The 25,670-nt window shown below is 72.4% G+C and carries 25 protein-coding genes; 12 read left to right on the top strand and 13 right to left on the bottom strand.

Features of this window, described 5'->3' with window-relative positions; all coding sequences use genetic code 11:
- Positions 1–68: 68 nt before the first annotated feature.
- Positions 69–272: a DUF397 domain-containing protein gene (locus GT045_RS25275; protein ID WP_161287627.1), complete on the bottom strand. Its 204-nt coding sequence runs from the start codon at positions 270–272 to the stop codon at positions 69–71.
- Positions 244–1,107 carry a helix-turn-helix transcriptional regulator gene (locus GT045_RS25280; RefSeq protein WP_345942747.1) on the bottom strand — a complete coding sequence of 288 codons (864 nt, stop codon included), beginning with the start codon at positions 1,105–1,107 and terminating at the stop codon, positions 244–246. Before GT045_RS25280 ends, GT045_RS25275 begins: the two co-directional genes overlap by 29 nt.
- A 114-nt stretch (positions 1,108–1,221) precedes the next feature.
- Between GT045_RS25280 and GT045_RS25285 the strand changes: the two genes are divergently transcribed.
- Together GT045_RS25285 and GT045_RS25290 are read left to right on the top strand one after the other, a co-directional pair.
- Complete coding sequence (locus GT045_RS25285; RefSeq protein ID WP_161287628.1) at positions 1,222–1,446, top strand: hypothetical protein; 225 nt, start codon at positions 1,222–1,224, stop codon at positions 1,444–1,446.
- Positions 1,440–1,802 (top strand): ATP-binding protein, encoded by a 363-nt coding sequence (locus GT045_RS25290; protein ID WP_345942748.1) that lies wholly within the window; start codon positions 1,440–1,442, stop codon positions 1,800–1,802. The genes GT045_RS25285 and GT045_RS25290 overlap by 7 nt, the downstream gene beginning before the upstream one ends.
- Positions 1,803–1,900: 98 nt before the next feature.
- Here GT045_RS25290 and GT045_RS25295 read toward each other — a convergent pair whose 3' ends face one another.
- The 5 genes from GT045_RS25295 to GT045_RS25315 form a co-directional block, all read right to left on the bottom strand.
- Positions 1,901–3,427 (bottom strand): glycosyl hydrolase family 18 protein, encoded by a 1,527-nt coding sequence (locus GT045_RS25295; RefSeq protein WP_161287629.1) that lies wholly within the window; start codon positions 3,425–3,427, stop codon positions 1,901–1,903.
- A 318-nt stretch (positions 3,428–3,745) separates the two neighbouring features.
- Complete coding sequence (locus tag GT045_RS25300) at positions 3,746–4,963, bottom strand: MFS transporter (protein WP_161335562.1); 1,218 nt, start codon at positions 4,961–4,963, stop codon at positions 3,746–3,748.
- A 94-nt stretch (positions 4,964–5,057) separates the two neighbouring features.
- Positions 5,058–6,107: an endonuclease/exonuclease/phosphatase family protein gene (locus GT045_RS25305; protein ID WP_161287118.1), complete on the bottom strand. Its 1,050-nt coding sequence runs from the start codon at positions 6,105–6,107 to the stop codon at positions 5,058–5,060.
- Between the two features lie 182 nt (positions 6,108–6,289).
- Entirely contained in the window at positions 6,290–6,925 is a 636-nt protein-coding gene (locus tag GT045_RS25310) for a TetR/AcrR family transcriptional regulator (RefSeq protein ID WP_345942749.1), read from the bottom strand.
- A 98-nt stretch (positions 6,926–7,023) separates the two neighbouring features.
- Complete coding sequence (locus GT045_RS25315; RefSeq protein WP_161287119.1) at positions 7,024–8,610, bottom strand: MFS transporter; 1,587 nt, start codon at positions 8,608–8,610, stop codon at positions 7,024–7,026.
- 215 nt (positions 8,611–8,825) lie between these two features.
- Between GT045_RS25315 and panB the strand changes: the two genes are divergently transcribed.
- From panB to GT045_RS25330, 3 genes are all read left to right on the top strand, one after another.
- Positions 8,826–9,692, top strand: coding sequence for a 3-methyl-2-oxobutanoate hydroxymethyltransferase (gene panB / locus GT045_RS25320; RefSeq protein ID WP_161287120.1), 867 nt, complete (start codon positions 8,826–8,828; stop codon positions 9,690–9,692).
- Positions 9,693–9,855: 163 nt separating this feature from the next.
- Positions 9,856–10,881 (top strand): ATP-binding cassette domain-containing protein, encoded by a 1,026-nt coding sequence (locus tag GT045_RS25325; RefSeq protein ID WP_161287121.1) that lies wholly within the window; start codon positions 9,856–9,858, stop codon positions 10,879–10,881.
- Positions 10,878–11,699: an ABC transporter permease gene (locus GT045_RS25330; protein WP_161335563.1), complete on the top strand. Its 822-nt coding sequence runs from the start codon at positions 10,878–10,880 to the stop codon at positions 11,697–11,699. Before GT045_RS25325 ends, GT045_RS25330 begins: the two co-directional genes overlap by 4 nt.
- Positions 11,700–11,707: 8 nt before the next feature.
- Here the strand turns inward: GT045_RS25330 and GT045_RS25335 are convergent, their stop codons facing one another.
- Positions 11,708–14,962: a BTAD domain-containing putative transcriptional regulator gene (locus GT045_RS25335; RefSeq protein WP_161335564.1), complete on the bottom strand. Its 3,255-nt coding sequence runs from the start codon at positions 14,960–14,962 to the stop codon at positions 11,708–11,710.
- 483 nt (positions 14,963–15,445) lie between these two features.
- Between GT045_RS25335 and GT045_RS25340 the strand changes: the two genes are divergently transcribed.
- Positions 15,446–16,246, top strand: a complete 801-nt coding sequence (locus GT045_RS25340; RefSeq protein ID WP_161287124.1) for a site-2 protease family protein — start codon at positions 15,446–15,448, stop codon at positions 16,244–16,246.
- Here the strand turns inward: GT045_RS25340 and GT045_RS25345 are convergent.
- From GT045_RS25345 to GT045_RS25355, 3 genes are all read right to left on the bottom strand, one after another.
- On the bottom strand, positions 16,236–16,421 hold the full coding sequence (locus tag GT045_RS25345; protein ID WP_161335565.1) for a hypothetical protein: 186 nt from the start codon (positions 16,419–16,421) through the stop codon (positions 16,236–16,238). The genes GT045_RS25340 and GT045_RS25345 overlap by 11 nt on opposite strands.
- Before the next feature lie 65 nt (positions 16,422–16,486).
- Complete coding sequence (npdG, locus tag GT045_RS25350) at positions 16,487–17,191, bottom strand: NADPH-dependent F420 reductase (RefSeq protein ID WP_161287126.1); 705 nt, start codon at positions 17,189–17,191, stop codon at positions 16,487–16,489.
- Positions 17,192–17,228: 37 nt separating this feature from the next.
- The gene (locus GT045_RS25355) at positions 17,229–18,302 is read right to left on the bottom strand and encodes a sialidase family protein (protein ID WP_161335566.1); all 1,074 of its coding nucleotides are present in this window, start codon (positions 18,300–18,302) and stop codon (positions 17,229–17,231) included.
- 107 nt (positions 18,303–18,409) lie between these two features.
- Here GT045_RS25355 and GT045_RS25360 point away from each other — a divergent pair, with 107 nt between their 5' ends.
- Positions 18,410–19,009 carry a hypothetical protein gene (locus GT045_RS25360; RefSeq protein WP_161287128.1) on the top strand — a complete coding sequence of 200 codons (600 nt, stop codon included), beginning with the start codon at positions 18,410–18,412 and terminating at the stop codon, positions 19,007–19,009.
- Between the two features lie 76 nt (positions 19,010–19,085).
- The gene (locus tag GT045_RS25365) at positions 19,086–20,354 is read left to right on the top strand and encodes an MFS transporter (protein ID WP_345942750.1); all 1,269 of its coding nucleotides are present in this window, start codon (positions 19,086–19,088) and stop codon (positions 20,352–20,354) included.
- Here the strand turns inward: GT045_RS25365 and GT045_RS25370 are convergent, their stop codons facing one another.
- Complete coding sequence (locus GT045_RS25370) at positions 20,355–20,588, bottom strand: hypothetical protein (protein ID WP_161287129.1); 234 nt, start codon at positions 20,586–20,588, stop codon at positions 20,355–20,357.
- Positions 20,589–20,646: 58 nt separating this feature from the next.
- Between GT045_RS25370 and map the strand changes: the two genes are divergently transcribed.
- Positions 20,647–21,504 (top strand): type I methionyl aminopeptidase, encoded by an 858-nt coding sequence (gene map / locus GT045_RS25375; protein ID WP_161287130.1) that lies wholly within the window; start codon positions 20,647–20,649, stop codon positions 21,502–21,504.
- 153 nt (positions 21,505–21,657) lie between these two features.
- Positions 21,658–22,305, top strand: coding sequence for a biliverdin-producing heme oxygenase (locus GT045_RS25380; RefSeq protein WP_161335567.1), 648 nt, complete (start codon positions 21,658–21,660; stop codon positions 22,303–22,305).
- A gap of 5 nt (positions 22,306–22,310) precedes the next feature.
- On the opposite strand, the gene GT045_RS25385 is transcribed toward GT045_RS25380, so the two are convergent.
- Positions 22,311–22,955 (bottom strand): PhzF family phenazine biosynthesis protein, encoded by a 645-nt coding sequence (locus tag GT045_RS25385; protein ID WP_161287132.1) that lies wholly within the window; start codon positions 22,953–22,955, stop codon positions 22,311–22,313.
- 290 nt (positions 22,956–23,245) lie between these two features.
- Here GT045_RS25385 and efeO point away from each other — a divergent pair, with 290 nt between their 5' ends.
- Together efeO and efeB are read left to right on the top strand one after the other, a co-directional pair.
- Complete coding sequence (efeO, locus tag GT045_RS25390) at positions 23,246–24,382, top strand: iron uptake system protein EfeO (RefSeq protein WP_161287133.1); 1,137 nt, start codon at positions 23,246–23,248, stop codon at positions 24,380–24,382.
- A gap of 25 nt (positions 24,383–24,407) precedes the next feature.
- Positions 24,408–25,667 carry an iron uptake transporter deferrochelatase/peroxidase subunit gene (gene efeB / locus GT045_RS25395; RefSeq protein WP_161335568.1) on the top strand — a complete coding sequence of 420 codons (1,260 nt, stop codon included), beginning with the start codon at positions 24,408–24,410 and terminating at the stop codon, positions 25,665–25,667.
- Positions 25,668–25,670: the final 3 nt, after the last annotated feature.

Below are 25,670 nucleotides of genomic sequence, written 5' to 3' on the forward strand. Positions count from 1 at the left end.
TGACGCGCTGACGCTCCGCTGAGCGACAGGGGGCGTGGGGTCCTGGCGACCCCACGCCCCTTCGCGCGTCAGGGGGACTTGAGCGCGCTGACGAAGGGAGACCAGGCGGCGGCAGAGACGAGGAGCGCGGGGCCATGGGGGGCCTTGGAGTCACGTACGGGGACGAGGCCGGGGATGTTGTCGGCTACTTCGACGCAGTTGCCGCCGCTCTCGTTGCTGTGGCTGCTCTTGCACCAGTGAGCATCACTCAAGTCGATCCGTTTGCTTGCCATTTCGATAGTCCTTCGCTGCGGCCTTGATCATGGCGAGGGATGCGTCTGGTGACAGCGCGACAGCCCTGAGCCGATCGTATGCCTTGCGGTACTCCTTCACGAGCGCTGGATCATCGACGGTGTCACCGCTGTAGGAGGCCTCCAGATAGATCAGCGGCGGGGCCTCGGCGAAAGTCATACTCATGATGGACGCTGCCATCAACGGGTGCGCGCCCCGCGTCCGCGGAACGATTTGCGGAGTGATTCGACGCCGGTCCGCGAGTCGGGCGATCCGCTCCAGTTGCTCCGCCATACCGTCGTCCGCCAGGAGCGGTTCGGTGAGCAGCGACTCATGCAGGATCACCCAGTATTCGGGCCGGCAGCGGTCCGCCTCGAAGAGCCCGGCCCGCGCCATTCGGCCGTCGACCTTCTCCTGGACCTCAGCGTCCGAGGACAGCGGAAGCCCGGCGAGAATGACGGCCCGTGCGTACTCCGGAGTCTGAAGAAGCCCCGGAAGCAGCGTGGGGCTCCACTCCTCGATGGCCAAAGCGTGTTTCTCCGCCTCCAGCACCTTCTCGAAGTACGCGGCATGCCCGGCCCGCCTCGCCCTGCGCACATCCTCACAGCACCGCTCGAAGAAGCCGTCCGTCCCCAGCACCCGGTCCGCGTGCCGGGCAAGGTCGAGTGGCATCCTCCGCTCACCGCGTTCGATGTCGCTGAGGTACGTCTTCCCGTAGAAGCTGCCCTCCAGGAACGTCTCCAGCGACAGCCCCGCCGCCTCCCTCTTCCACCGCAACTCCTTGCCGTAGAAGGTCGGAACGCTCATCGAGCCGTCGATGTCCTTGCCCCGTGCCACTGTTCACCGTCCTCCGCTGCCCCGGTCGCGAACGCGAAACCCCTTTCACCGTAGCGAGCCGGGCGACAGCCTGTGAGGGATTCGTCACACACCGCACAGAAGGCTGTCTCCCCGATGCCAGACCGCTCCCCCACCACCTACGACGTCACTCTCTGCGTAGAGGACCTCCGGTCCGCGCTCGCCCTGCACGGGATCACCCTGCCGTCCCTCCGGGTGGACCTCGCGGGGTTCGCCGGGACGTACGCGCCGCCCGCCGGGCTCGTGACGCTCGGGAACTGCAACGTGACCACCGCGCGCGCCCTGGCCGCCGTACTGCGGAAGGCGGGGACCGAGTGCTGACGCTGCTGGAGTTCCGGCTGTCCGCGACGCCCGGGGCCGCACCGGACCTGCGCCACCGGCTCCGCGACCACGGCTTCGACGTGCGGCTGTGCGCGACGGAGCTGCTGACCAATGTCATCGCCCACGTCGGCGAGGGCACTGCGGTGACCGTGCGGGTCGTCGCTACCGCCTCGCGGCACGGGCGGACCCGGGTGGAGGTGACCGACCCCGATCCGCGCGCGCTGCCCGTCCTGCTGTCCGTCACCGGGGAGCAGGAGTCGGGCCGGGGGCTCGCGCTGGTCGACGCCCTCGCCGAGCGGTGGGGCGTGACACAGCGGGCGGACGGCAAGACGGTGTGGTGCGAGCTGAGAAGCTGAGGTGAGCGGCCCGGAGCCGCACCCCGTGGGGTGGGTTCCGGGCCGCTCGGCGGCCGGGCGGCGGTGGGGGCGGTCACCCGGCCTGGTCGCGGCGCGGTTCAGCAGGCGCCGAGGTCCTGCCAGACGCCCCACTCACCGGTGGTGCCGGGCTCCTCGCCCGTCGTCCACCACTTGGCCTTCCAGGTGTGCGACTTGTACGAGACCTGCTGACCGCCGGTGTAGACCTTGTCCTTGGCCCACGGCGCGGCGGTGCACTGGCTGCCGGTGCCGCCGGTGACGGTCAGGGAGTACGACGCCGCGTGGCTGCCGGAGGCGCCCGCACCGGTCACGGTGACCGTGTAGGTGCCCGAGGCCGCGGCCGGGGTGGTGGCCAGGGTGAGCGTGGAGGTGCCGCCCGCGGTGACCGACGCCGGGCTGAGGGAGGCGGTGACACCCGCCGGGGCCCCGCTGACGCTGAGCTTCAGACTCTGGGCGTCGCCCTTGGTCACGGCCGTCTTCACGGTGGCCGTGGCGGACTGGCCGGCCGTCACGGTCCCGGAGGCCGGGGTGAGCGCCACCGAGAAGTCGTTGGACGGCGTGGGGGTGCCGCCCCCGGTGAACGGCGCGAAGATGTGGCTGAAGTCCCAGGTGTTCTGCGCGATGCCCGAGCAGTTGTCCGCGGCGGCACCGCCCGGGCAGCCGCCGTTGTCCCGCTGGAGCGCCCAGAAGGACAGGGTGTTGATGCCCTTGGAGACGGCCCAGTCGTACACGGTCCGGGCGTTGGCCAGGCTGAAGGTCTCCGCCGGGCCGAAGTCGTCGACGCCGGGCATCTCGGTGACGCCGACCATGTTCCACAGCTGGGCGGCGGTCTTGCCCGGGTACAGCTCGGCGAGCAGGTCGTACAGGCCCTGGGCGGCGGTCTGGGTGTCCTTCGCCATGTCGTGGGCCTGGTTGTCGTAGTAGTCGAACGTCATGAGGTTCACGACGTCGACCCGGGTGCCGTTGCTCACCGCGTTGCGCAGCAGCGCCTCGCCGGTGTCCCCGAGGCCGTGCGTGGTGGTCGGCAGGGTGTAGGAGATCTCCACCTTGCGCCCGTTGGCCGCGGCCCAGTCCTCGACCAGCTTGATGGCCTTGTTGCGGCGGTCGATGCCGGCGGTGTTGTCGAGCGAGTCGACCTCGACGTCCATGTCGAGCCGCGAGATGTCGTAGGTGGTGATGACCTTCTCGTACGCGGCGGCGATCTGCTGGACGTCGGTGCAGCTGTCGGCGATCTCGGTGCCGGTGGTGTCGGCCGTGTAGCCACCGAACGAGGGGATGACGTCACCGCCGTTGCCCTGGATCGTCTTGATGTCGGCGCCGAAGGTCGACGCGGCGACCGGCATGCCGGTGTCGCCGTTCCAGTACGGCGTGCAGGAGCCCTTGGACGCGGTCTGCAGGAACGCCATCGTCAGGTGCTTGGCACCCGACTGGGCGGACAGGGCGGCGGGGCTCTCGCCGGTCCATGCCTCGAAGTAGGGGGCGAAGACGTGGTTCGGCAGGGGTGTCGCGGCCTGAGCGGTGCCGGTTCCCGTGAGGGCGAGGCCCACCGCGGCCGCCGTGGTGGCGGCTGCGGTGAGGGCCGCGCGGATGGAACGCACGAGTCTCATGTCAGTCCCGGTGTGAGGAGGGGTGGCCAAATGTCCTTGCGCGGGGCGGGTGTTGCCGACCAATGGAATAGCGCCCGCCACCGGCGCGGGTCAATGGTCTGGACCAAGAAGGGACTAGACCAATTCAGCGCCGCCGGGTGCCCTGTGCCTGTACAGGGCACCCGGCGGCGCACTGGACCACACCCGGACGTTCCACCAGGTCACCTCGTCGGCGCCGCGCCCGGTGCGCGGGCGACCGGTCCCGTCGGCACCCGTCGCCCCGGCCGGCGCCGCCCCCCCCGGGAACGAGGGCGGCCGGCCCCTCCGGCACCCGTCGCCTCAGCGGTGCAGGGCCCCCGACTCCTCCGGGAGGTGGGCGGTGATCACCCGTCCCGGCACCGGGGCCGCCCGGCGCCGGTCGACCGCGTGGGCCACGCTCGCCACACCCAGGCCCAGGACCGCCAGGGCCGCGCCCGCGAGAGCCGGGGACGTCGTGCCGAAGCCCGCCGCGAGGGTCAGTCCGCCGATCCAGGCGCCACCGGCGTTGGCCAGGTTGAAGGCCGCCTGATTGGCCGAGGAGGCGAGGGAGGGGGCCGCCGCGGCCTTCTCCATCACCATCAGCTGGAGCGGCGAGCCGGTGACGAACGCCGCCATGCCGAGGAGGGTCACCGCCAGCGAGGCGCCCCACTCCGCACGCATCAGCAGCGGGAACAGCACGAGCACCACCGCCAGGGCGGCCAGGCCGCCGAAGAGGGTGCCGCGCAGGGAGCGGTCCGCGAGGCGGCCGCCCAGCAGGTTCCCGGCGGTGGCGCCCACGCCGAAGAGGGCGAGGAGCAGGGTCACGTCGGCCTGGGCGAAGCCCGCCGTGTCCGTGAGCATCGGCGTGACGTAGCTGTACGCGGCGAAGAGCGCGCCGAAGCCGGCCACCGTGGTGCCGAGGGCCAGCCAGACCGGCAGGGACGTCAGGGCGGCCAGTTCACCGCGCAGGCCCGTCGCCGACGCCGCGTGCCCCCGGTCCCGCGGGATGAGCAGGGCGAGCGAGGCGATCGCGGCCAGGCCGATCGCGCTCACGGCGAGGAACGTGGCCCGCCAGCCGAAGTGCTGCCCCATGAGCGTGGCGGCGGGCACGCCGGCGACGTTGGCGACGGTCAGGCCGAGGAACATCAGGGACACCGAGCGGGCCTTGCGCTGCGGCGGGACCATCGACGTGGCCACGACCGCGCCCACGCCGAAGAAGGCGCCGTGCGGCAGGCCGCTGAGGAAGCGGGCGGCCAGCAGGGAGCCGTTGCCGGGGGCGAACGCGGAGAGCGCGTTGCCCACCACGAACAGGGCCATGAGGGCCATCAGGACCGTGCGGCGGGACATGCGCGCGGTCACGGCGGCCAGCAGCGGGGCGCCGATGACGACGCCCAGCGCGTACGCCGAGACCAGATGCCCGGCGCTGGGGATGGATATGTGCAGGTCGTCCGCGACGTCGGGCAGCAGGCCCATCATCACGAACTCGGTGGTACCGATGCCGAAGGCGCCCACGGCTAGGGCGAGCAGGGCCAGGGGCATGAAGGACCTTTCAGAGCGGAGTGCCGTACGGGTTCGAGTCTCGCAGTAAGTTCCCGTACGGAACAAATGCTCGCGGGTCCGGTATTCCAGCAGGTTACGAGCCCGTGTCGAGCTTCACACTGGCCGCCACCGGGAGGTGGTCGCTGCCCGTGCGCGGCAGCGTCCAGGACTTCTCCGGCTCGACGCCCTTGACCATGATCTGGTCGATCCGCGCCATCGGGAACGACGCCGGCCAGCTGAAGCCGAAGCCGCTGCCCGCCGCGCCCTGCGTGGAGCGCAGCTGCGAGGTGACGGCGTTGAGCGAGCGGTCGTTCATCGTGCCGTTGAGGTCGCCGAGCAGGACGACACGCCCCAGGGACTCGTCGGCGATCGCCTCGCCGAGCGCGTCGGCGCTCTTGTCCCGCTGCCGGGCGGTGAACCCGGCCTGCATCTTCACCCGCACCGAGGGCATGTGCGCGACGTAGACCGCGACCGGGCCCCGCGGGGTCGTCACGGTGGCGCGCATCGCCCGCTTCCAGCCCAGCTTGATGTCCACGGCGCGCACGTCGGTCATCGGGTACTTGCTCCACAGACCGACCGTGCCGACCACCGCGTGGTACTTGTACGTCGGTCCGAGCGCCTTCTCGTAGACGGGGACGGAGGAGGCTGGCAGCTCCTCCAGTGCCAGCACGTCGGCCCCCGAACCGGCCACGTCCGTGGCGGTCCCGGCCGGGTCCGGGTTGTCGGCGTTGACGTTGTGGGTGGCCACCATGAGGTCGCCGCCGCTGCCCGACTTGTCGGTCAGCAGCCCGCCGAAGAGGTTCAGCCACACGATCGCCGGGAGCAGCACGGCGATCAGCGCGGTCGCCGACTTCCGGACCAGGCCGAGGACCAGCAGCACCGGGATGGCCAGTCCCAGCCAGGGCAGAAACGTCTCGGTGAGACTACCGAGGTTGCCCACCCGGTTCGGGATGTGGGAGTGGACCAGCATCACCAGGGCGAGCAGCAGGGCCAGCACGGTCAGGACGAGGCCGCGGCGCCAGATGCGCGGGTCGCCCCGCCAGCCGGCGGACACGCGGTGCGCGAGACGCCGGAGCCGGGACCCCGGTCGCTCGGGCCCCGAGCCGTCGTCCGCCGTCTCCGTCGTGTACGCCTGCTGCGCCATACCGTCTGCCTCACTGCCTGCCGTGCACACCGTTCGTCCCCCGTTCACTTCCGACCCTAGGGGATGATCGGCTCCGTTCCCGCCGTCCCATGACGGCCGTACGGAAGACCAGGACGAGCGGGGCGGGGCGGGAAGTTCCGCTTACCCCCGGGACGGACGGTGTCTGTGACGAAACGCGCACATTAGTGCTGCGCAGCCGTGGAGCTGACGGGCCGTAGACCGGCCAGGACGGTGTCGACGATGTCCTCGGCCAGCCCCTCGGGGAGGTCCGCGTCGGGGCGCAGCAGGGAGCGGACGAGGACCGGACCGACGAACAGGTCGTTGGCCAGTTCCAGGTCGACGTCGGGCCGGAGTTCGCCGTTCAGCCGGCCGCGGCGCAGCACGTCGAGGACGAGGACGCGCCGGGGCACTATGACGTTCTCGTGGTACGTGCTCCAGATCCTGGGGTTGGTCTTCATCTGGGCGTACACGTTGTGCAGGAGCGCCGAGGAACGGCTGGCCAGTCCGCGCCGGCGCAGGTTCTCCAGCAGCACGACGAGGTCGTCGCGCATGGAGGTGCCCGGGAGTTCGGGCTCGGGCGGCTCGGCCGCGCGGACCACCTCGACGAACAGTTCCTCCTTGCCGCTCCAGCGGCGGTAGATGGTGGCCTTGCCGACGCCGACGGTGCGGGCGATGCGCTCGATGGACAGCTCGGCGAGGGGCACGCCCTCCTCCAGGAGCTTCATCACGCCCTCCAGGATGGCGCGTTCCACGGCTTCGCTGCGCGGTCGTCCCCGCGCGGGTGTGTCCGGCCGCGGTCGGCTGTCGGCAAGGCTCACGTCGTTCCGTCCTCTCGCTGTCCTGCGGGGATTGTCCCGCAGTCCCCGCACCCCCTCCCTGCCCCCGGAACCGCTCCGGGGGCCCCGTGCCCGGCGGCTCACTCCCCCGCGGCGACCAACTCCGGTTCCCGCTCGCCGCCCTGGCCGGCGGGCGGCCTGCCCGGCAGGAACAGCACGGTGACCAGAGCGCCGACCAGCGCGACGCCCGTACCGCACAGGGCGGTGACGTGCATGGCGTGCAGGAAGGCGTCGTCGGCGGGGGTGATCAGGGCCTTGCCCTGCGGGCCGAGCTTCTCGGCGACGCCGAGCGTGGCCTCGATGGACTCGGCCGCGGTGTCCCGCAGGCCGGGCGGCAGCATGCCGAGCCTGCCCTCGATGCCGTTGCGGTAGGAGGCGGCGAGGACCGAGCCGAGGACGGCGATGCCGAGGGCGCCGCCGACCTGCCGGAAGGTGTTGCTGAGCGCGGACGCGGAGCCCGCCTTCTCGCGCGGCAGCGCCTGCATGATCACGACGGAGGTCGGCGTCATGATGTGCGCCATGCCGGTGCCCATGAGGAAGAAGACGACTTCCAGCAGCCAGATCGGCGTGTCGGCCTCGAAGGTGGCGAAGGCGGCCAGCGTGGCGGCGATCAGCAGCAGGCCGGCGGTGGTGGTGGCCCGGTTGCCGAACCGGTCGACCAGCAGCCGGGCGCGCGGCGCGAAGATCAGCTGGGCGGCGGCCAGCGGCAGCATCAGCACGCCGGACTCCAGCGGCGAGTAGCCGCGCACGCTCTGGGTGTAGAAGACACCGAAGAACGTGACGCCCATCAGCGCGAAGAAGACCAGCGCGATGGCGCTCATGGCGGCCGAGAAGACCTTGTTCCTGAAGTAGCTGACGTCGAGCGACGGGTGGTCGCTGCGCTTCTCGAAGACGACGAAGCCGGCCAGGACGACGAGACCGGCGATGATCGTCCCGAGCACCTTGGCGTCGGTGAAGTCGGCCAGCTCGCCGCCCTTGATGATGCCGTAGACCAGCAGGACGAGGCCGACGACGGACAGCACCACGCCGACGGGGTCGAGGCGGCCGGGCCGCGGGTCGCGGGAGTCGGGCACCAGCCAGGCCATCAGCACGAGCGCGACGACGACGATCGGCACGTTGATGAGGAAGACCGAGCCCCACCAGAAGTGGTCGAGGAGCGCGCCGCCGGTGATCGGGCCGATGGCGATGGCGAGGCCGACGCCGCCGGCCCAGATGCCGATGGCCTTCGGCTGCTCCTCGCGCTCGAAGACGTTCATGAGGACGGCGAGGGTGGCGGGCATCACGAAGGCGGCACCGAGGGCCATCAGCGCGCGGAAGGCGATCAGCTGGCCCGGCGAGCCGGACTCGGCGGCGAGTGCCGAGCCGACGCCGAACACCGCGATCCCGCCGAGCAGCACCTTCTTGCGGCCGAGCCGGTCGCCGACGAGTCCGGCGGTGAACAGCAGGCCGGCGAAGACGAGGGTGTAGGCGTTGATCGCCCACTCGATCTGGCTCTGGGTGGCGCCGAGGCCGGTGGGCGCCGGGGTCGCGATGGTCTTGATGGCGACGTTCAGGATCGAGTTGTCGAGCACCACGATGAGCAGGCTCAGCATCAGGACACCGAGGATCGCCCACCGGCGCCGGTGGACCGCTTCGGGTATTCGGGAGGCAGGGACGGGACTTGTCATGCGTCCGAGCCTACGATCTTTTCGATACGGTACCGTCTCGTATCTTATTCTTTTTACCAAGGTCTTACGCGGTTCGGTCGCGGTCCCGGCGCCGGGCAGGGCCGGGGGCGGGGATCACAGGGGGCCCTCTGGCCCTGCCCGGCACGAAGTGCCACCATGGAGACGATCCGGGGACGCCGTCAGGGCGCCTCGAGATGACTGAAGGAGCCGTTGCCATGACGCAGCTTTCGGCTGCCCACGACAAGCCTTCCGACGGCAGCAAGGCGCTGTACGGAGGGAAGGGCACCCGTCGCATCACCGTCCGCGACATCACCCTCGCCAAGGAGCGGGGCGAGAAGTGGCCCATGCTCACCGCCTACGACGCGATGACCGCGTCCGTCTTCGACGAGGCCGGGATCCCCGTACTCCTCGTCGGCGACTCGGCGGGCAACTGTCACCTCGGGTACGAGACCACCGTGCCCGTCACCCTCGACGAGATGACCATGCTCTCGGCCGCCGTCGTACGCGGCACCAAGCGCGCCCTGATAGTCGGCGACCTGCCCTTCGGCTCCTACCAGGAAGGCCCGGTGCAGGCGCTGCGCTCGGCGACCCGCCTGGTCAAGGAGGCCGGGGTCGGCGCGGTCAAGCTGGAGGGCGGCGAGCGCTCGCACGAGCAGATCCGGCTGCTGGTGGAGTCCGGCATCCCGGTCATGGCCCACATCGGCCTGACCCCCCAGTCCGTCAACGCGATGGGCTACCGCGTGCAGGGCCGTGGCGAGGAGGCCGCTCAGCAGCTGCTGCGCGACGCCAAGGCCGTGCAGGACGCGGGCGCCTTCGCGGTGGTGCTGGAACTGGTGCCGGCGGAGCTGGCGGCCGAGGTCACGCGCGTGCTGCACATCCCGACCGTCGGCATCGGCGCCGGACCGGAGACGGACGCGCAGGTGCTGGTGTGGACCGACATGCTCGGGCTGACGTCGGGCCGGGTGCCGAAGTTCGTCAAGAAGTACGCCGACCTGCGTGCGGTCATGGGCGGCGCGGCCAGGGAGTTCGCGCAGGACGTCGTCGGCGGGACCTTCCCGCTGGAGGAGCACTCCGTCCACTAGACCACCCCCGGCACCACCCGGCAGCCCCGCTGATCTTCCCCCGTCGGCGGGGCTGCCGCCTTTCCGCCGTCGGGGGCCGCCGCTTCTCCGCCGTCGGGGGCGTGCCGGCGGATGTCGGGGTCCTGTCGGCCGTTTGTCGGTGGGGCCTGGCACTGTCTCCTCCATGACAAGCATCGACGACATCCCCGCCGGCGGACGCTCCGCCGTGACCGTACGGGGGCTGGTCAAGCACTACGGCGAGACCAAGGCGCTGGACGGTGTCGACCTGGACGTACGCGAGGGCACCGTGATGGGTGTGCTCGGTCCGAACGGCGCCGGCAAGACGACCCTCGTGCGCATCCTGTCCACCCTGATCACCCCGGACGCGGGCCGGGCCACCGTCGCCGGCTACGACGTCGTGCGGCAGCCCCGGCAGCTGCGCCGGGTCATCGGACTCACCGGCCAGTACGCGTCGGTGGACGAGAAGCTCCCGGGCTGGGAGAACCTGTACCTGATCGGCCGCCTGCTGGACCTGTCCCGCAAGGACGCCCGGTCCCGCGCCGACGAGCTGCTGGAGCGGTTCTCGCTGACGGAGGCCGCCCGGCGCCCGGCGAGCACCTACTCCGGCGGCATGCGGCGCCGGCTGGACCTGGCCGCCTCCATGATCGGCCGGCCGGCCGTGCTGTACCTGGACGAGCCGACCACCGGCCTCGACCCCCGCACCCGCAACGAGGTGTGGGACGAGGTGAAGGCCATGGTCGGCGACGGTGTCACCGTGCTGCTCACCACCCAGTACATGGAGGAGGCCGAGCAGCTCGCCTCCGAGCTGACCGTGGTGGACCGCGGCAAGGTCATCGCCCGCGGCGGCATCGAGGAGCTGAAGGCCCGCGTCGGAGGGCGCACCCTGCGGGTGCGGCCGGTCGACCCGCTGGAGCTGCGCCCGCTCGCCGGGATGCTGGACGAGCTGGGCATCACCGGGCTCGCGGCCACCACCGTGGACGCCGAGGCCGGGGCCCTGCTGGTGCCGATCCTGAGCGACGAGCAGCTGACCGCCGTGGTCGGCGCGGTCACCGCGCGCGGTATCACGATCTCCTCCATCACCACCGAACTGCCCAGCCTGGACGAGGTGTTCCTGTCCCTCACCGGCCACCGTGCCAGTGCCCCGCAGGACGCCGTGCCCGCCGACGACCGCCAGGAGGTCGCCGTATGAGTTCCGCCACCCTGTCCCCGTCCGCGGGGAAGGCCGACACGCCGATCCCGCTCCGGGCCCACCTGCGGCACACCGGCGCGCTGATCCGCCGCAACCTGCTGTGGATCCGGCAGGACCCGGAGTCGATGTTCGACGCCGTCCTGTTCCCGGTCGTCTTCACCCTGCTGTTCGTGTACGTGTTCGGCGGCTCCATCGGGCAGTCGCTGGGCGGCGGCCAGGACCGGTACGTCCAGTACGTGATCCCCGGCCTGCTCGCCATGATGGGCATGAACATGGCCCAGGGCGTGGGCACCGGGTTCAACATGGACTTCAACTCCGGTGTGATGGACCGCTTCCGCTCGCTGCCCATCGGGCGCGGCTCCGTGCTCTTCGCGAAGATCTCGGTGGAACTGCTGCGGATGCTGTTCGCGACCGTCGTGCTGCTGGTGGTCGCCCTGCTCGTCGGCTACGACGTGCACAGCTGGAGCGGTCTGCTGGCCTCCGTGGCGCTGTCCGCGGTGTTCGGCTCGGCGCTGATGTGGGTGTTCCTGACCCTCGGCGTCATCATGAAGAGCGCCCAGTCGGTGCAGGCGATGGGCTTCCTGGTGCTGATGCCGCTGCAGTTCGGCTCCTCGATCTTCGCGCCGACCGCGTCGATGCCGGGCTGGCTCCAGGCGTTCACCGACTACAACCCGCTCTCCGCGCTGGCCGACGCCGCCCGCGGACTGATGGAGGGCCACACGGTCGGCCGCCCGCTGTGGGTGACGCTGATCTGGTCGGTGGCGCTCACCGCGGTCATGGCGCCGGTCGCGGTCCACAAGTTCCGCACGAAGAGCTGACGCACACGTCACACCAGGGCGGTGGCCTCCGCGAGGGAGAGGCCGCCGCCCTCGGCGTATGCGGCCTCGTACGCCCGCTCGTCGAGGGCCTGCCGGATCCGGGCCTCGGTCATGTCGTGGCTGCGCCGTTCCACGCCGGAGGCGACATGGCCGGGCGGCAGCAGCGCGTCGGCGGCGGCCAGGCACCGGGCGGCGTCGGCGGCCCGGCCGCCGTCGGCGCGGGCGAGGGTCATCGCGGCGACGGTGAGGCCGACGGAGTGGGCGTGCGGGTTGATGGCCTGGGACAGCGGGTCGGCGGCGAGCTCCAGCGCCCTGCGGACCCGTGACAGGGCCTCCTCGGAGCGCCCGTCCAGGGCGTCCAGCCATGCCTCCTGGCAGAGGATCACGGCGTCGAAGACGATGAAGTGCGCGAGCGTGACCTCCTCGCGCAGCGACCGCAGCTGTTCGCGCGCCTCCGCCGTGCGGTCGGTCAGACCGAGCCAGCCGGCGAGGAAGAGCCTGGCCAGGGGCATCGCCTCGTTGTGGCTGCCGTCCTGGCTGGCGATGACGTCACGCAGCATCCGCTCGCCGCGTCCGGTCTCCCCCGCCTCGATGAGCACGCTGCCCAGGCGCGCGCGGAGCACGGCCACCTGGGCGCGGGCGCCGAGGAGTTCGGCGTGCTCGACGGCCGCCCGGTAGTCCGCCGCGGCCTCGCGGTAGGCGCCCTTGCGTTCGCGGGCCTCGCCACGGGCGGACAGGGCCTCGGTGGTGCCCCAGCTGTCGCCGAGCCGGCGGTAGATCTCCAGCGACTCGTCGGCGTCGCGGGCGGCGTCACCGGCCCAGGCGGTGCGGTTGGCGAGCAGCCCGGCGCGCATCTGGAGCGCCCCGGCCAGCTCCCATTCGAAGCCGGGGGTGTCCCGGCAGGTCCGTACGCAGGCGTCCACGATGGTGCGCAGCCGCTCGGCGTCGCCGGTGAGCAGCACGGCGAAGAACCACAGCAGGCCGGGGAGCCGGCAGGTCTGCGGCATGCCGGGCTCGTAGACCCGGGTGACGGCGTGCAGCTTCGCGCGCGCGGCGGGGGTCTGCCAGCGCTCCATCTCGGTGTCCATGCAGGCGAGATGGGCGAGGTGGACCCCGCGCCGGGCCTCGGCGAGGATCTCGCCGGTGTAGGGGGGCGGGGCGTCGGTGCAGCGCTGCCACACCGGTTCGGCCCGGCGGACCGGCTCGGCGAACGGGTCGGGGCCGAGCGCCATGACCTCCTGGCACCAGGTGCGGGTCTCGACCCGCTGGTCGCGCATCTGCCAGAACCAGAGCAGGGAGAGGATCAGGCAGAGCCCCTCCTGCTCGTCGCGTTCGGCGACGGCGTACCGCAGGGCGGTGCGCAGGTTCTCGTACTCCAGCTGGAACCGGCCGATGGCGGCACGCTGGTCGGGGCCGCGCAGCAACGGGTCGGTGGTGCGGGCGAGTTCGCGGTAGTACGTCAGGTGGGCGCGGTCGGCCTCGGGGCGCCGGCCCGTCTCGTCGAGCCGTTCGGCGGCGTACTCGGCGACGGTCTCCAGCAGCCGGTAGCGCATGCCGCCGCCGTCGGCCGGAGCGGCCACCACCAGGGACTTGTCGACCAGGGAGCCGAGGGCGTCGAGCGCGGACGGCCCGCACACGGCCTCGGCGGCGGCCAGGTCGCAGCCGCCGGCGAAGACCGACAGCCGGGCCAGTACGTCCCGTTCACCGGCGTCCAGCAGGTCCCAGGACCAGTCCACGACGGCTCGGAGGGTCTGCTGGCGGGGCAGCACGGTCCGGCTGCCGGAGGTGAGCAGCCGGAAGCGGTCGTCCAGCCGGTCGGCTATCTGCCGGGGGGAGAGCATACGCAGCCGGGCCGCCGCCAGTTCGATGGCGAGCGGGAGACCGTCCAGGCGGCGGCAGATCTCGGCGCACGCCTCGCGGTCGTCGTCGACCCGGAAGCCGGGCCGGGCCGCGGCACCCCGCTCGGCGAGCAGCCGCAGTGCGACCGGCTCGGGCAGCGGGTCCAGGGGCCGCACCAGCTCACCCGGCACGCCGAGGGGCTCGCGGCTGGTGGCGAGGACGGTCAGCTCGGGGCAGCGGGCCAGCAGGGTCTCGGTGAGCCGGGCGGCGGCGTCGACGACGTGCTCGCAGTTGTCCAGGATGATCAGCATGCGGCGCCGGGCGCAGTGCTCCACGAGCCGTTCGACGGGGTCGCCGAGCCGGTCGGAGACGGCGCGCATGCTGTCGACGCCGGCGCCGTGCAGCACGGTCTCGCGGGCGCCGATCGCGGTGAGCACGGCCTGCGGTACGGCGTCCGGCTCGTCCACGGGGGCCAGCTCGGCGAGCCACACGCCGTCCCGGACGGTGTCCCGTATCGCCTCGGCGGCCTCCTGCGACAGCCGGGTCTTGCCGGCGCCGCCGGGCCCGAGGAGGGTGACCAGCCGGGCGCCCGCGAGGTCGGCGCCGATGGCCCGGATGTCGGCTTCCCGGCCGACGAAGGAGGTGAGCCGGGCGGGCAGGTTGCCGGGGACCGCCGCGGGCCGGGGGCTCGGCGGTTCCTCCTGTAGCAACTCGGTGTGCAGGGCGCGCAGTTCGGGCCCGGGGTCGGAGCCGAGCCGGTCCGCGAGCAGGCGCCGCAGGTCCTCGTAGGCGGCGAGCGCCTGGGCCGGGCGGCCGGTGTCGCGCAGGGCGCGCAGCCGCAGCGCCTGGAGGGGCTCGTCCAGCGGGTGGTCGTCGCACAGGGCGGTCAGTTCGGGCAGCGCCTGCTCGGCCCGGCCGAGGGCGAGGGCGGCGGTGTGCCGGCCGCGCCGGGCGTCGAGGCGGCGGGTGTCCCAGCGGGCGGCCTCGGCGGTGTGGTCGGGCAGGTCGGCGAGGGCGGGCCCGTGCCACAGGGCGAGGGCGTCGTCGAGGAGGGCGGCGGCCTTGGCGGGGTCGCCGTCGGCGAGGGCGCCGAGGCCGTCGCCGGTCAGCCGGTCGAACCGGGTGAGGTCGACGTCGTCGGGCGCGGCGGTGAGCCGGTAGCCGCCGTCGGCGGAGGCGACGGTGTCGGCGCCGAGGGTCCGCCGCAGCCGCCCGACGAGCGCCTGCAGCGCGCCGGTGGCGTCGGCGGGCGGGTCGGCGCCCCACACCTCGTCGACCAGTACGCCCGCCGGCACGGTCCGCCCGGTCCTCAGGGCGAGCACGCTCAGCAGGGCACGCAGCCGTGCCCCGCCGACGGGGACGGCCGTGCCGTCGGGGCGGATTGCCTGGGTGGTGCCGAGCAGCCGGTATCGCACAAGGTCCATTGTCCCTGGCGACGCACGGACACCGCTTCCGGGTTTCGGCCGCGCGCGCACCGGCGGGAACCGGGAACACGACACCGGCGGGAACCGGGTACGCGCCACCGCCCGGCGACGGGCCCCCGACCCCGGACCGGAGGGGGCCACACCGGAGAGGGCCACACCGGAGAGAGCCGCACCGGAGAGAGCCGCACCGGAGACCCGTATCGGCGGCACTCGGCCAGAGGGGCCCGGACCGGAGACCCGGATCAGAGGCGCTCGGACCGGAGGGGCCCGGACGGAGTGGTCCGGACCGGAGGCCCGGATTCAGAGGCACTCGGACCGGAGGGGGCCCGGACGGAAGGGATCGGACGGGGTGTTCTCGGGTGATGTCGTTCTCCGGCCGGGTCGGTGGCGCCGGTCAGGAACCGCCGGCCGACCGCGGGACGTTCCCCCGGGGACCACCTGTACGGTCTTCGCGACACCCCGTCGACCCGAGGAGCCCTTCTCATGACCACCGCCACCACCCGCCACGGCGACCGGCGGGTCAGTCCCGTGTTCGTCGGCATACTGGCCGTGACGGCGGTGACCGGCTGGGCCACCTGGGCCGGGTTCGCCGCGCAGCCGGGCATCGCGGTGTTCCTCTTCGTGACGGCGGCCTGGGTCGTCTCCCTGTGCCTGCACGAGTACGCGCACGCCCGCACCGCCCTGCACGGCGGCGACATCACGGTCGGCGACAAGGGCTACCTCACGCTGAACCCGCTGAAGTACACGCACGCGCTGCTGAGCATCGTGCTGCCGGTGCTGTTCGTGATCATGGGCGGGATCGGTCTGCCCGGTGGCGCGGTGTTCATCGAGCGCAACCGGATCCGGGGCCGCTGGCGGCACAGCCTGATCTCGGCGGCGGGGCCGCTGACGAACGTGCTGTTCGCGGTCGTGTGCACGGCCCCGTTCTGGCTGGGTGCCCTGGACGGCGTGCCCGCGGACTTCCGGTTCGCGCTGGCGTTCCTGGCGCTGCTCCAGGTGACGGCGGCGATCCTGAACTTCCTGCCGGTGCCGGGCCTGGACGGCTACGGCGTGATCGAGCCGTGGCTGTCGTACCGGGTGAAGCGGCAGGTGGAGCCGTTCGCCCCGTTCGGCCTGCTGTTCGTCTTCGCGCTGCTGTGGCTGCCGGCGGTCAACGGCGTGTTCTTCGACGTGGTCGACGCGATCCTGCGCGCGCTGAACGTGGACGACTTCTCGCAGTACTGCGGCCAGGACCTCTACCGCTTCTGGGAGGGCGCCGACGGGTACTGCTCGGTCAGCCCGTGACCGATCCGTTCCGGGTGACCTTGGCGCGCTTCACGTAGTACCAGGTCATGTTGGACGACAGGCCCGCCAGCAGCACCCAGACGATCCCCAGCCAGCTGCCCTGGACGAACGAGACGACCGCCGCGGCGACGGCGAGGACGCAGACGGCGAGGGTGTAGAGGGCGATGCGGGGCATGGGGGCCGGCTCCTTGCGGGGGACACTGCTACGACGGTCCAGTGTCCCCCATCGCCGGGTGCGGCTCACACGTCGGTGACCCGGAGCCCGGCGTGCGCCTTGTACCGGCGGTTGACGGAGATCAGGTTCGCGACCAGGGACTCGACCTGGTGGGCGTTGCGCAGCCGGCCCGCGAAGACGCCGCGCATACCGGGGATGCGCCCGGCCAGCGCCTGCACGGTCTCCACGTCGGCACGCTCCTCGCCGAGCACCATGACGTCGGTGTCGATCTGCTCGATCTGCGGATCCTGGAGCAGGACGGCCGACAGGTGGTGGAAGGCGGCGGCGACCCGGGAGTCCGGCAGCAGGGCGGCGGCCTGCTCGGCGGCGCTGCCCTCCTCCGGCTTGAGGGCGTAGGCGCCCTTCTTGTCGAAGCCGAGCGGGTTGACGCAGTCCACCACGAGCTTGCCGGCCAGGTCCTCGCGCAGGGCCCGCAGGGTGTCGCCGTGGCCGTCCCACGGTACGGCGACGATCACGATGTCGCTGCGGCGCGCGGTCTCGGCGTTGTCGGCGCCCTCGATGCCGTGGCCGAGCTCGTCCGCGGCCGCCCGGGCGCGCTCGGCGGCCCGGGAGCCGATGATCACCTTCTGGCCGGCCCGGGCGAGCCGGTAGGCGAGTCCCTTGCCCTGCGGGCCGGTGCCGCCGAGCACGCCGACGACGTACCCGGAGACGTCGGGCAGGTCCCAGGGGTCCTTGGCGGGGGCCTTCTGTGCGCTGTCGGTAGAGGTCATGGCCCGACTCTACGTCCGTGACGTCCGGGGCACCGGCTCAGGTCAGCCGGTGCACGGGCACGCGGCGGAAGGTGATCGTCTCGTAGGCGCCGAAGTCGCCCGTCTCGTAGAGCAGTCCGAGCGTGTGCGGGTCGACGCGGACGAGGTCGGAGTAGGCGGCGGGCAGCCCGTCGACGGTGAAGACCGGGCGCCAGGTGGTGCCGCCGTCATGGGAGGCGCGGATGGTGAGCAGGGCGCGGGCTGCGGGGTCGGCGGGGGCGGAGAAGAGGAGCACGTCGGGGTCGCGGAGCTGGAGCACGGCGGCCTCGCAGACCGGTGCGGTCAGTCCGGCCTGCGGCCGGAAGGGCTTGACGAGTGTCTTCCCGCCGTCCGCGGAGTGGGCGTCGGCGCGGTTGCCGGGGGACGGCGAGTCGTTGCGGGTGTTCAGGTAGACGCGGCCGTCGGGGAGTTCGGCGGCCGTGGTCTCGTTGACGTTGACGTAGCCGTCGGTGTTCTCGTCCACGTAGCCGAGGTACCAGGTCTCGCCGTGGTCGTCGCTGAGCAGGCAGTGCCCGCTGTTGTACCTGGCCTCGGCACCGGTGTCGGTGCCGGTGGGCGGGACGGTGTGGTTGGCCGGGACGAGGACGCGGCCGGAGGTCAGCTGGAGGGCGTGGCCGGGTGTGGTGGCGTACCAGCGCCAGCCGGGCTTCTTCACCTGGGCGGTGATCTCCTTCGGCGCGGACCAGGTGACGCCGTCGTCGTCGCTGTGCTGCACCCAGACCCGGCGGCCGTCGGCGTCCTTGACCTGGCCGCGCAGGATGGCGGCCTCGGTGGCGGAGGCGGCGGCACGGACGTGGACGAGCAGGATCCGGCCGGTGTCGAGGACGACGGGGGCGGGGTTGCCGGCGAGGTCCGTCCCGTTGCTCGCGGCGACCTGGAGCGGGCCCCAGGTACGGCCGCCGTCGGTGGACCGCTTCTGCACGATGTCGATGTGCCCGTTGTCGGCCGCGGAGGTGACCCGGCCCTCGCAGAAGGCGAGCAGGGTGCCGGACCTCGTGGCGACGACGGCGGGGATGCGGAAGCTGGCGTATCCCTCCTGGCCCGCGCGGAAGGGGACGGTCACGTCGGTCATCGGGCGGCTCCTCACGACCTGGGGCTGGGCCGGGACCATCCCCACTCCGGGCGAATTCGCGGTGAACTCCGTGTCACGAGTGACCGGTTGCGGCAGGATGCGGTCGCATGGACGCCGTACGGGTCGCGTTGCTGCGGGAAGTGCTCGCCGGGACGGAATGGCTGGGTGCCACCCGGAGGTTCGCGGGGGTGCTGCGCGGCTCGGTGGTGGCGCACGGGGGCGGGCTGCTGCTGGTGGGCACGCCGGAGTACGAGCCCTGGCACCTGGCGGCGCATCTGGTGGACGAGGCGGCCTGGTCGGGCATGCCCGAGCTGGCGCCGACGCTGGTCCGGCACGGCGCGCGCCCCGGTGATCCCGCGCATCTGGCGGTCGGGCCGGCCCGGATCGCGGCGGCGCGGCGCGGGGAGACCCTGCTGGTCGTGGCGCCCGGGGAAGCGGCGTCGCTGCTGGAGCGGGTCCACTCGGCGCGGCGGGCCGGGGTGACGGTGCTGGCCCTGGGCGCCGGCGGGGGCGAGCTGGCCGCGATGGCGCACGAGACGCTGGCCGTGCCGGCGGGGGCCGAGCTGGACCTGGACACCGTGCAGCACCTGGTGAGCGCGGCGGCGGGTGAGAACGCGGGGGGCTCCGCGCGGGCCCGGCGGGGGTTCAGGGACCGGCTGTCCCGGCTGGCGGAGGCCCTGACGGCACCGCCGCCCGCGCCCTGGTGACGCCCCGGCTCTGCCGGCCTCCTGAGCAGGGAAAAGAAGTTGCCCGGGCGCACCGGTCGGCCGAGGATGTCCCCTTGTGTTCCGTAGCCTCCTGCCCGATCTCTCCCCCTGGACGGCCTCCGCCGACTTCCGCCGCCTGTGGAAGTCCGGTCTGATCAGCGGCTTCGGCAGTTTCCTGACGTTCGTCGCGCTGCCCGTCCAGCTGAAGGACCTCACCGGCTCGGCGGCGGCCGTCGGCGCGGTCGGTGCCGTGGAGCTGCTGCCGCTCATCGTGTGCGGTCTGTACGGCGGCGCCCTCGCCGACGCCCTGGACAAGCGGGTTCTCATCGTGTGGACGGAGGCCGGGCAGGGCCTGCTCAGCGCGGTCCTGCTGCTGAACGCGCTGCTTCCGCACCCGGCGGTCTGGCCGCTGTACGTGGTCGCGGCCCTGTCCTCCGCCCTGGTCTCCGTGCAGCGGCCCGCTCTCGACTCGCTGTGGCCGCGGCTCGTCGCCCACGACGACATGCCGGCCGCGGCGTCGCTGAACTCGCTGCGCTGGACCGTCGGCGGCGTGGCGGGGCCCGCGGTCGCGGGCGTGGTCGTCGCCTACGCGGGTCTCGGCTGGGCCTATGCCGCCGATGCGCTCACCTTCGTGCTGTCGCTCGCGTACATGGCGCGGATCGCCCCCGCCCCCGCCGCCGCGGAGGCCGCGAAGCCGGATCTGAAGGCCGTCGTGGAGGGTGCCCGGTACGCGTGGAGCCGCAAGGAACTCCTCGGCACCTACGCCGTCGACCTCGCGGCGATGTTCCTGGCCATGCCGCTCGCGGTGCTGCCGTTCCTCGCGGACGACCTGGACGCGGACTGGGCGCTCGGGCTGATGTACGCCGCCCTGCCGGCCGGTGCGCTGCTGGTGAGCCTGACCGGCGGCTGGACGTCGCGGGTGCACCGGCACGGGCTGATGGTGCTGGTGGCGGCGGCCGGCTGGGGCCTGGCGGTGGCGGCGGCCGGTGCCTCGGGGAACGTCTGGCTGGTGCTGCTGTTCCTGACCGTCGGCGGCGGCTTCGACATGGTCAGCGGGATCTTCCGGGCGGCCATGTGGAACCAGACGATCCCGGACGAGCTGCGTGGCCGGCTCGCCGGGATCGAGCTGCTGTCGTACTCGGTGGGGCCGCAGCTCGGTCAGGTCCGGGCCGGTGGCACGGCCGCCTGGGCGGGCGTCCGGGCCTCCGTGTGGTCCGGTGGTCTGGCGTGCGCGGGCGTCATGGGGCTGCTCGCCGTGTGCCTGCCGGGGCTGCTCGGGTACGACGCCCGGACCGACGAGCACGCGGCGCGGATGCGTGAGCGGCGCGCCGCGGTCCGGGTCTGATCAGCCCTCGTCGGTGTCGCCTCCGGCCTGCGCGTCGTGCCAGCGCGGGTCGTTCTCCCACTGGAGGTTGCGCTCGGCGGCGTTCTCCATCGCGTGCCGGGCCTCCTCCGGGGAGGCGTAGGGCCCGAAGCGGTCCTTGCCCGGACAGTCGGGGCCCTCCTCGACCTTCTTGTGCTCCAGGCAGTAGTACCACTCGCCGGGCTTGCCGGCCGTGCGCTTCTTGAACAAGGTCATGGACAGCTCCTCTCGCCACCGACATGTTCCCCCATGTCCGCTGGATAGACTCGCCGGCATGTCTGGCCAGTCGCTGCTCGTACCAGGGGAGCTGTCTCCCATCCGTTCGGTCCCCGGAAACATCCGCCGCCCCGAGTACGTCGGCAAGCCCGCGCCGGCGCCGTACACCGGGCCCGAGGTGCAGAACCCCGAGACCATCGAGGCGATGCGGACCGCCGGCCGTATCGCCGCGCGGGCGATGGCGGAGGCGGCGAAGATCATCGCGCCCGGGGTCACCACGGACCAGCTGGACAAGGTCGCCCACGACTACATGTGCGACCACGGCGCCTACCCGTCCACGCTCGGTTACCGCGGTTTCCCGAAGTCCCTGTGCACCTCGGTCAACGAGGTCATCTGCCACGGCATCCCGGACTCGACGGTCCTGCGGGACGGCGACATCGTCAACCTGGACGTGACGGCGTACATCGGCGGGGTGCACGGCGACAACAACGCCACCTACCTGGTGGGTGAGGTGGACGAGGAGTCGCGGCTGCTGGTGGAGCGCACCCGCGAGTCCCTGAACCGCGCGATCAAGGCCGTGAAGCCCGGCCGGCAGATCAACATCATCGGCCGGGTCATCGAGTCGTACGCCAAGCGCTTCGGGTACGGCGTCGTCCGTGACTTCACCGGGCACGGCATCAGCTCGTCGTTCCACTCCGGGCTGATCGTCCCGCACTACGACAGCCCGCACGCGACGACGGTCATGCGGCCCGGCATGACGTTCACGATCGAGCCGATGCTGACGCTGGGCACGCACGAGTACGACATGTGGGACGACGGCTGGACGGTCGTGACGAAGGACCGCAAGCGGACCGCGCAGTTCGAGCACACGCTGGTCGTGACGGACTCCGGCGCGGAGATCCTCACTCTCCCCTGACCCCCGCGCTGCTCCCCGGCCGCCGTGAGCCCGCTCCCCGACGGGGGCGGGCTCCCCCTTGCCGGGTTTTGCCGACATGTTGTCGGGAAGGTTACCGACACGAGGTCGACAAGAGCATTGACTTAGGTAAGCCTTACCTTAAAGGATGGGTCCATGGACTCCTTCTCGTCCCTCATCCGGACCGCGTCGCACGAGCAGCACACGGAGGCGGAGACGTCGACGTTCATGAGCGACCTGCTCGGCGGGCGGCTCGGCGTGGACGCCTACGCGCGCCACACCGAACAGCTGTGGTTCGTCTACGAGGCCCTGGAGAGCACGGCCGGGCGGCTGGCGCGGGACCCGGTGGCCGGGCCGTTCGTCCGGCCGGAGCTGTTCCGGCTGCCCGCGCTGGAGCGGGACCTGGCGCACCTGCGCGGCCCGGACTGGCGGGACGGCCTGGACGCCCTGCCCGCGACCCGGGCGTACGCGGACCGGGTGCGCGAGTGCGCCGAGCGCTGGCCCGGCGGCTATGTCGCCCACCACTACACCCGCTACCTCGGCGACCTCTCCGGCGGCCAGATCATCCGGGACAAGGCGGAGAGGACCTGGGGGTTCGCCCGGAAGGGCGACGGAGTCCGCTTCTACGTCTTCGAGCAGATCGCCAACCCCGCCGCGTTCAAGCGGGGTTACCGCGAACTGCTGGACGGGATCAGCGCCGACGAACTGGAGCGGCAGCGCATCGTCTTCGAGTGCAAGCGGGCGTTCGCGCTGAACACGGACGTCTTCCGGGCGCTGGGCGAGGAGTTCCCGCTGAGCGCGTGAGCGCCTCAGCGCTCCAGCCGCACCCGTCCGCCGATCTCCACCCAGCCGTGCGGCTGCGGCGCCGTGAGGATCTGGGAGCCCCGGCCCTGGGTGATGTTCAAAGCCCGGCCCAGCCGGTCGGTGAGCAGCAGCGCCGCCGCCCCCGTGGCCTCGTCCTCCTCGATGCCGTCACCGCGCCCCGGGAAGCCGCGGGCCCGTACGCGGCCCGCCGCCTCGTCCTCCCAGGCCCAGGCGTACAGCCACTCCCCGGGCGGCGGCACGGCCAGCGCGTCCACCTCGGCGGCGCTCGCGAACCGCCGCACGGTGCGCGGCGGCGCCCACTCCGCGCGGGCCTCGATCCAGCTGAACTCGCCGTCCTGCCGCGCCCCGACGACCCCCGCGGGGGTGACCAGTTCGGGCACGTCGAGCAGCCAGGCCGTGCCGACGCAGGGGTGGCCGGCGAAGGGCAGGCGCAGGGCGGGGGTGTAGATGTCGATCACTCCGCGCTCGGGGTCGTCCACGAACACGGTCTCGCTGAAGCCGAGTTTGGCCGCCAGCGCCTGCCGGTCGCTCCGCCCGGGCAGCACCGAGCCCTCCCGGACGACCCCCAGCTCGTTGCCGTAGCCACCGTCCGGGCCGCAGAAGACGCGGAGCACGTCGTAGTCAGTCACGGGGGAATTGAAACATCGCCGCTGCGGCGAACGCCTCCCGGCCGCGGGCGCCGCCGGGCCAGGGGCCGCAGCGGTCTTGACCCCGGCCCGCGGGCGCCGCCGGGCCAGGGGCCGCAGCGGTCTTGACCCCGGCTTTGCCGTCCTGTGACATCCGCTTGCGCTTCTCGCGACCGCCCCGTGTCCGTGACCGGTCCGTGAGAGCTGAATCACGGACCGCACGGGCATGAGTGAGGTAAGCCTCATGTAAGTTAGGGCAGCCTCACCACAGACCTGATCCGCTTGGAGCCCGCATGCGAGCCGTCCGACTCACCGTCACCGCCGCCGTCGCCACGGCAGCCCTGACCGCCCTCACGGCCTGCACTGCGAAGAGCGACGCCAAGGACGGTGACGCGATCCACGTCACGGCCGCCGACTCCACGTGCGAGACGTCCGCGAAGACCGTGCCGGCCGGCCATGTGACGCTGAAGATCGAGAACACCGGCTCGAAGGCCACCGAGGTAGAGATCCTCTTCCCGGACGACCGGATCGTCTCCGAGAAGGAGAACATCGGCCCGGGCACCAAGTACACGCTCACCGCCGAGGTGAAGGCCGGCTCGTACGAGATCGCCTGCCGCCCCGGCATGAAGGGCCACGGCGTCCGGCAGAAGCTCACCGTCAGCGGCTCGGGCAAGGCCGCCGAGCGGAACCCGGCGCTGGACCAGGCGGTCGCGAACTACCGCCAGTACGTCCAGGAGCAGGCCGACACCACCGTGCCGCTCGCCGAGACCTTCGCCAAGGCGGTCGAGGACGGCGACCTGGCCGCCGCCAAGAGGGCCTACGCCCCCTCCCGCCTGGGCTGGGAGCGCACCGAGCCGGTCGCCGAGTCGTTCGGTGACATCGACCCCAAGACCGACACGCGCGCCGACGGCCTGGAGAAGGGCCAGAAGTGGACCGGCTGGCACCGGCTGGAGAAGGCCCTCTGGCAGGACAAGAGGATCGGCGCCGAGGAGAAGGCCCTCGCCGGTCAGCTGGTCGGCGACCTCAAGGACTGGCAGAAGCGGGTCGGCACCGCCGAGATCACGCCGACCTCCATGGCCAACGGCGCCAAGGAACTGCTCGACGAGGTCGCCACCGGCAAGGTCACCGGTGAGGAGGACCGCTACTCGCACACCGACCTGGCGGACTTCAAGGGCAACGTCGAGGGTGCGCAGAAGGCGTACGAGCTGCTGAAGCCCGTCGCCGCGAAGAACGACGCGGCGCTGGCCAAGGAGCTGGACAAGCAGTTCGCCGCGCTGGACACGCTGCTCGACAAGTACCGCGAGGACAAGACCTCCTACGACTTCGTCTCCTACGACAAGGTCACCAAGGAGCAGCGCAAGGAGCTGTCGGACGCGGTGAACGCCCTCGCCGAGCCGCTGTCCAAGCTGGCCGCGACGGTCGCGAAGTAACACGACGGAACAGAGGGGCAGGGCGATGACCGAGACCCAGGGGACCGCTCCGTCCCGCCGGGCACTGATCGGCTGGGGCGGGGCCGGGCTCGCGCTCGGCGCCGCCGCCGCCGGTGGCGCGGTGGCGATGGCCAAGGCGGGCGACGACATGGACCCGGCCGCGGCCGAGGGGGGTGGTGCCGTCGAGTTCCACGGCGTCCACCAGGCGGGCATCGCCACGCCCGTGCAGGACCGGCTGCACTTCGCCGCGTTCGACGTGAAGACCGAGGACCGGGCCGAGTTCGTGCAGCTGCTGAAGGACTGGACGGCGGCGGCCCGGCGGATGACCGCCGGGCAGGCGGTCGGCGAGGGCGCGTACGGCGGACTCGCCGAGGCGCCGCCGGACGACACCGGCGAGGCGCTGGGCCTCAAGCCCTCCCGGCTGACCCTCACCATCGGGTTCGGGCCCTCGTTCTTCGAACGGTTCGGCCTGCACGACCGGCGGCCGGCGGCCCTCGCCGACCTGCCGCAGTTCCCCGGCGACAACCTGGACCGCTCCCGCACCGGCGGCGACCTGTGCGTCCAGGCCTGCGCCGACGACCCGCAGGTCGCCGTGCACGCCATCCGCAACCTGGCCCGCATCGGCTTCGGCAAGGTCGCCATCCGCTGGTCCCAGCTCGGCTTCGGCAAGACCTCCTCGACCACCCCGGACGCGCAGACCCCGCGCAACCTGATGGGCTTCAAGGACGGCACCCGCAACATCGCGGGCACCGAGACCGACCGGCTGAAGAAGTTCGTGTGGGTCGGCGACGAGGACGGCGACGCGAGGACGTCCTGGATGACCGGGGGGTCGTACCTGGTCGCCCGGCGCATCCGGATGAACATCGAGACCTGGGACCGCACCTCGCTGCAGGAGCAGGAGGACGTGTTCGGCCGGGACAAGCGCGAGGGCGCCCCGGTCGGCAAGGCCGCGGAGCGCGACGAGCCGTTCCTGAAGGCGATGAAGCCGGACGCGCACGTGCGGCTCGCCCACCCCGACTCCAACGGCGGGATCACCATCCTGCGCCGCGGCTACTCCTTCACGGACGGCACCGACGGCCTCGGCCGCCTGGACGCCGGCCTGTTCTTCCTCGCCTACCAGCGGGACGTGCGCAAGGGCTTCATCCCGCTCCAGCGCCGGCTGTCGGCGCAGGACGCGCTCAACGAGTACATCCAGCACGTGGGTTCGGCGGTCTTCGCGGTGCCCCCGGGCGTCCGGGACCCGGACGACTGGTGGGGCCGCACGCTGTTCTCGAAGGAGGCGTAGCCC

The organism is Streptomyces sp. SID486, assembly GCF_009865385.1.
Taxonomy (GTDB): domain Bacteria; phylum Actinomycetota; class Actinomycetes; order Streptomycetales; family Streptomycetaceae; genus Streptomyces.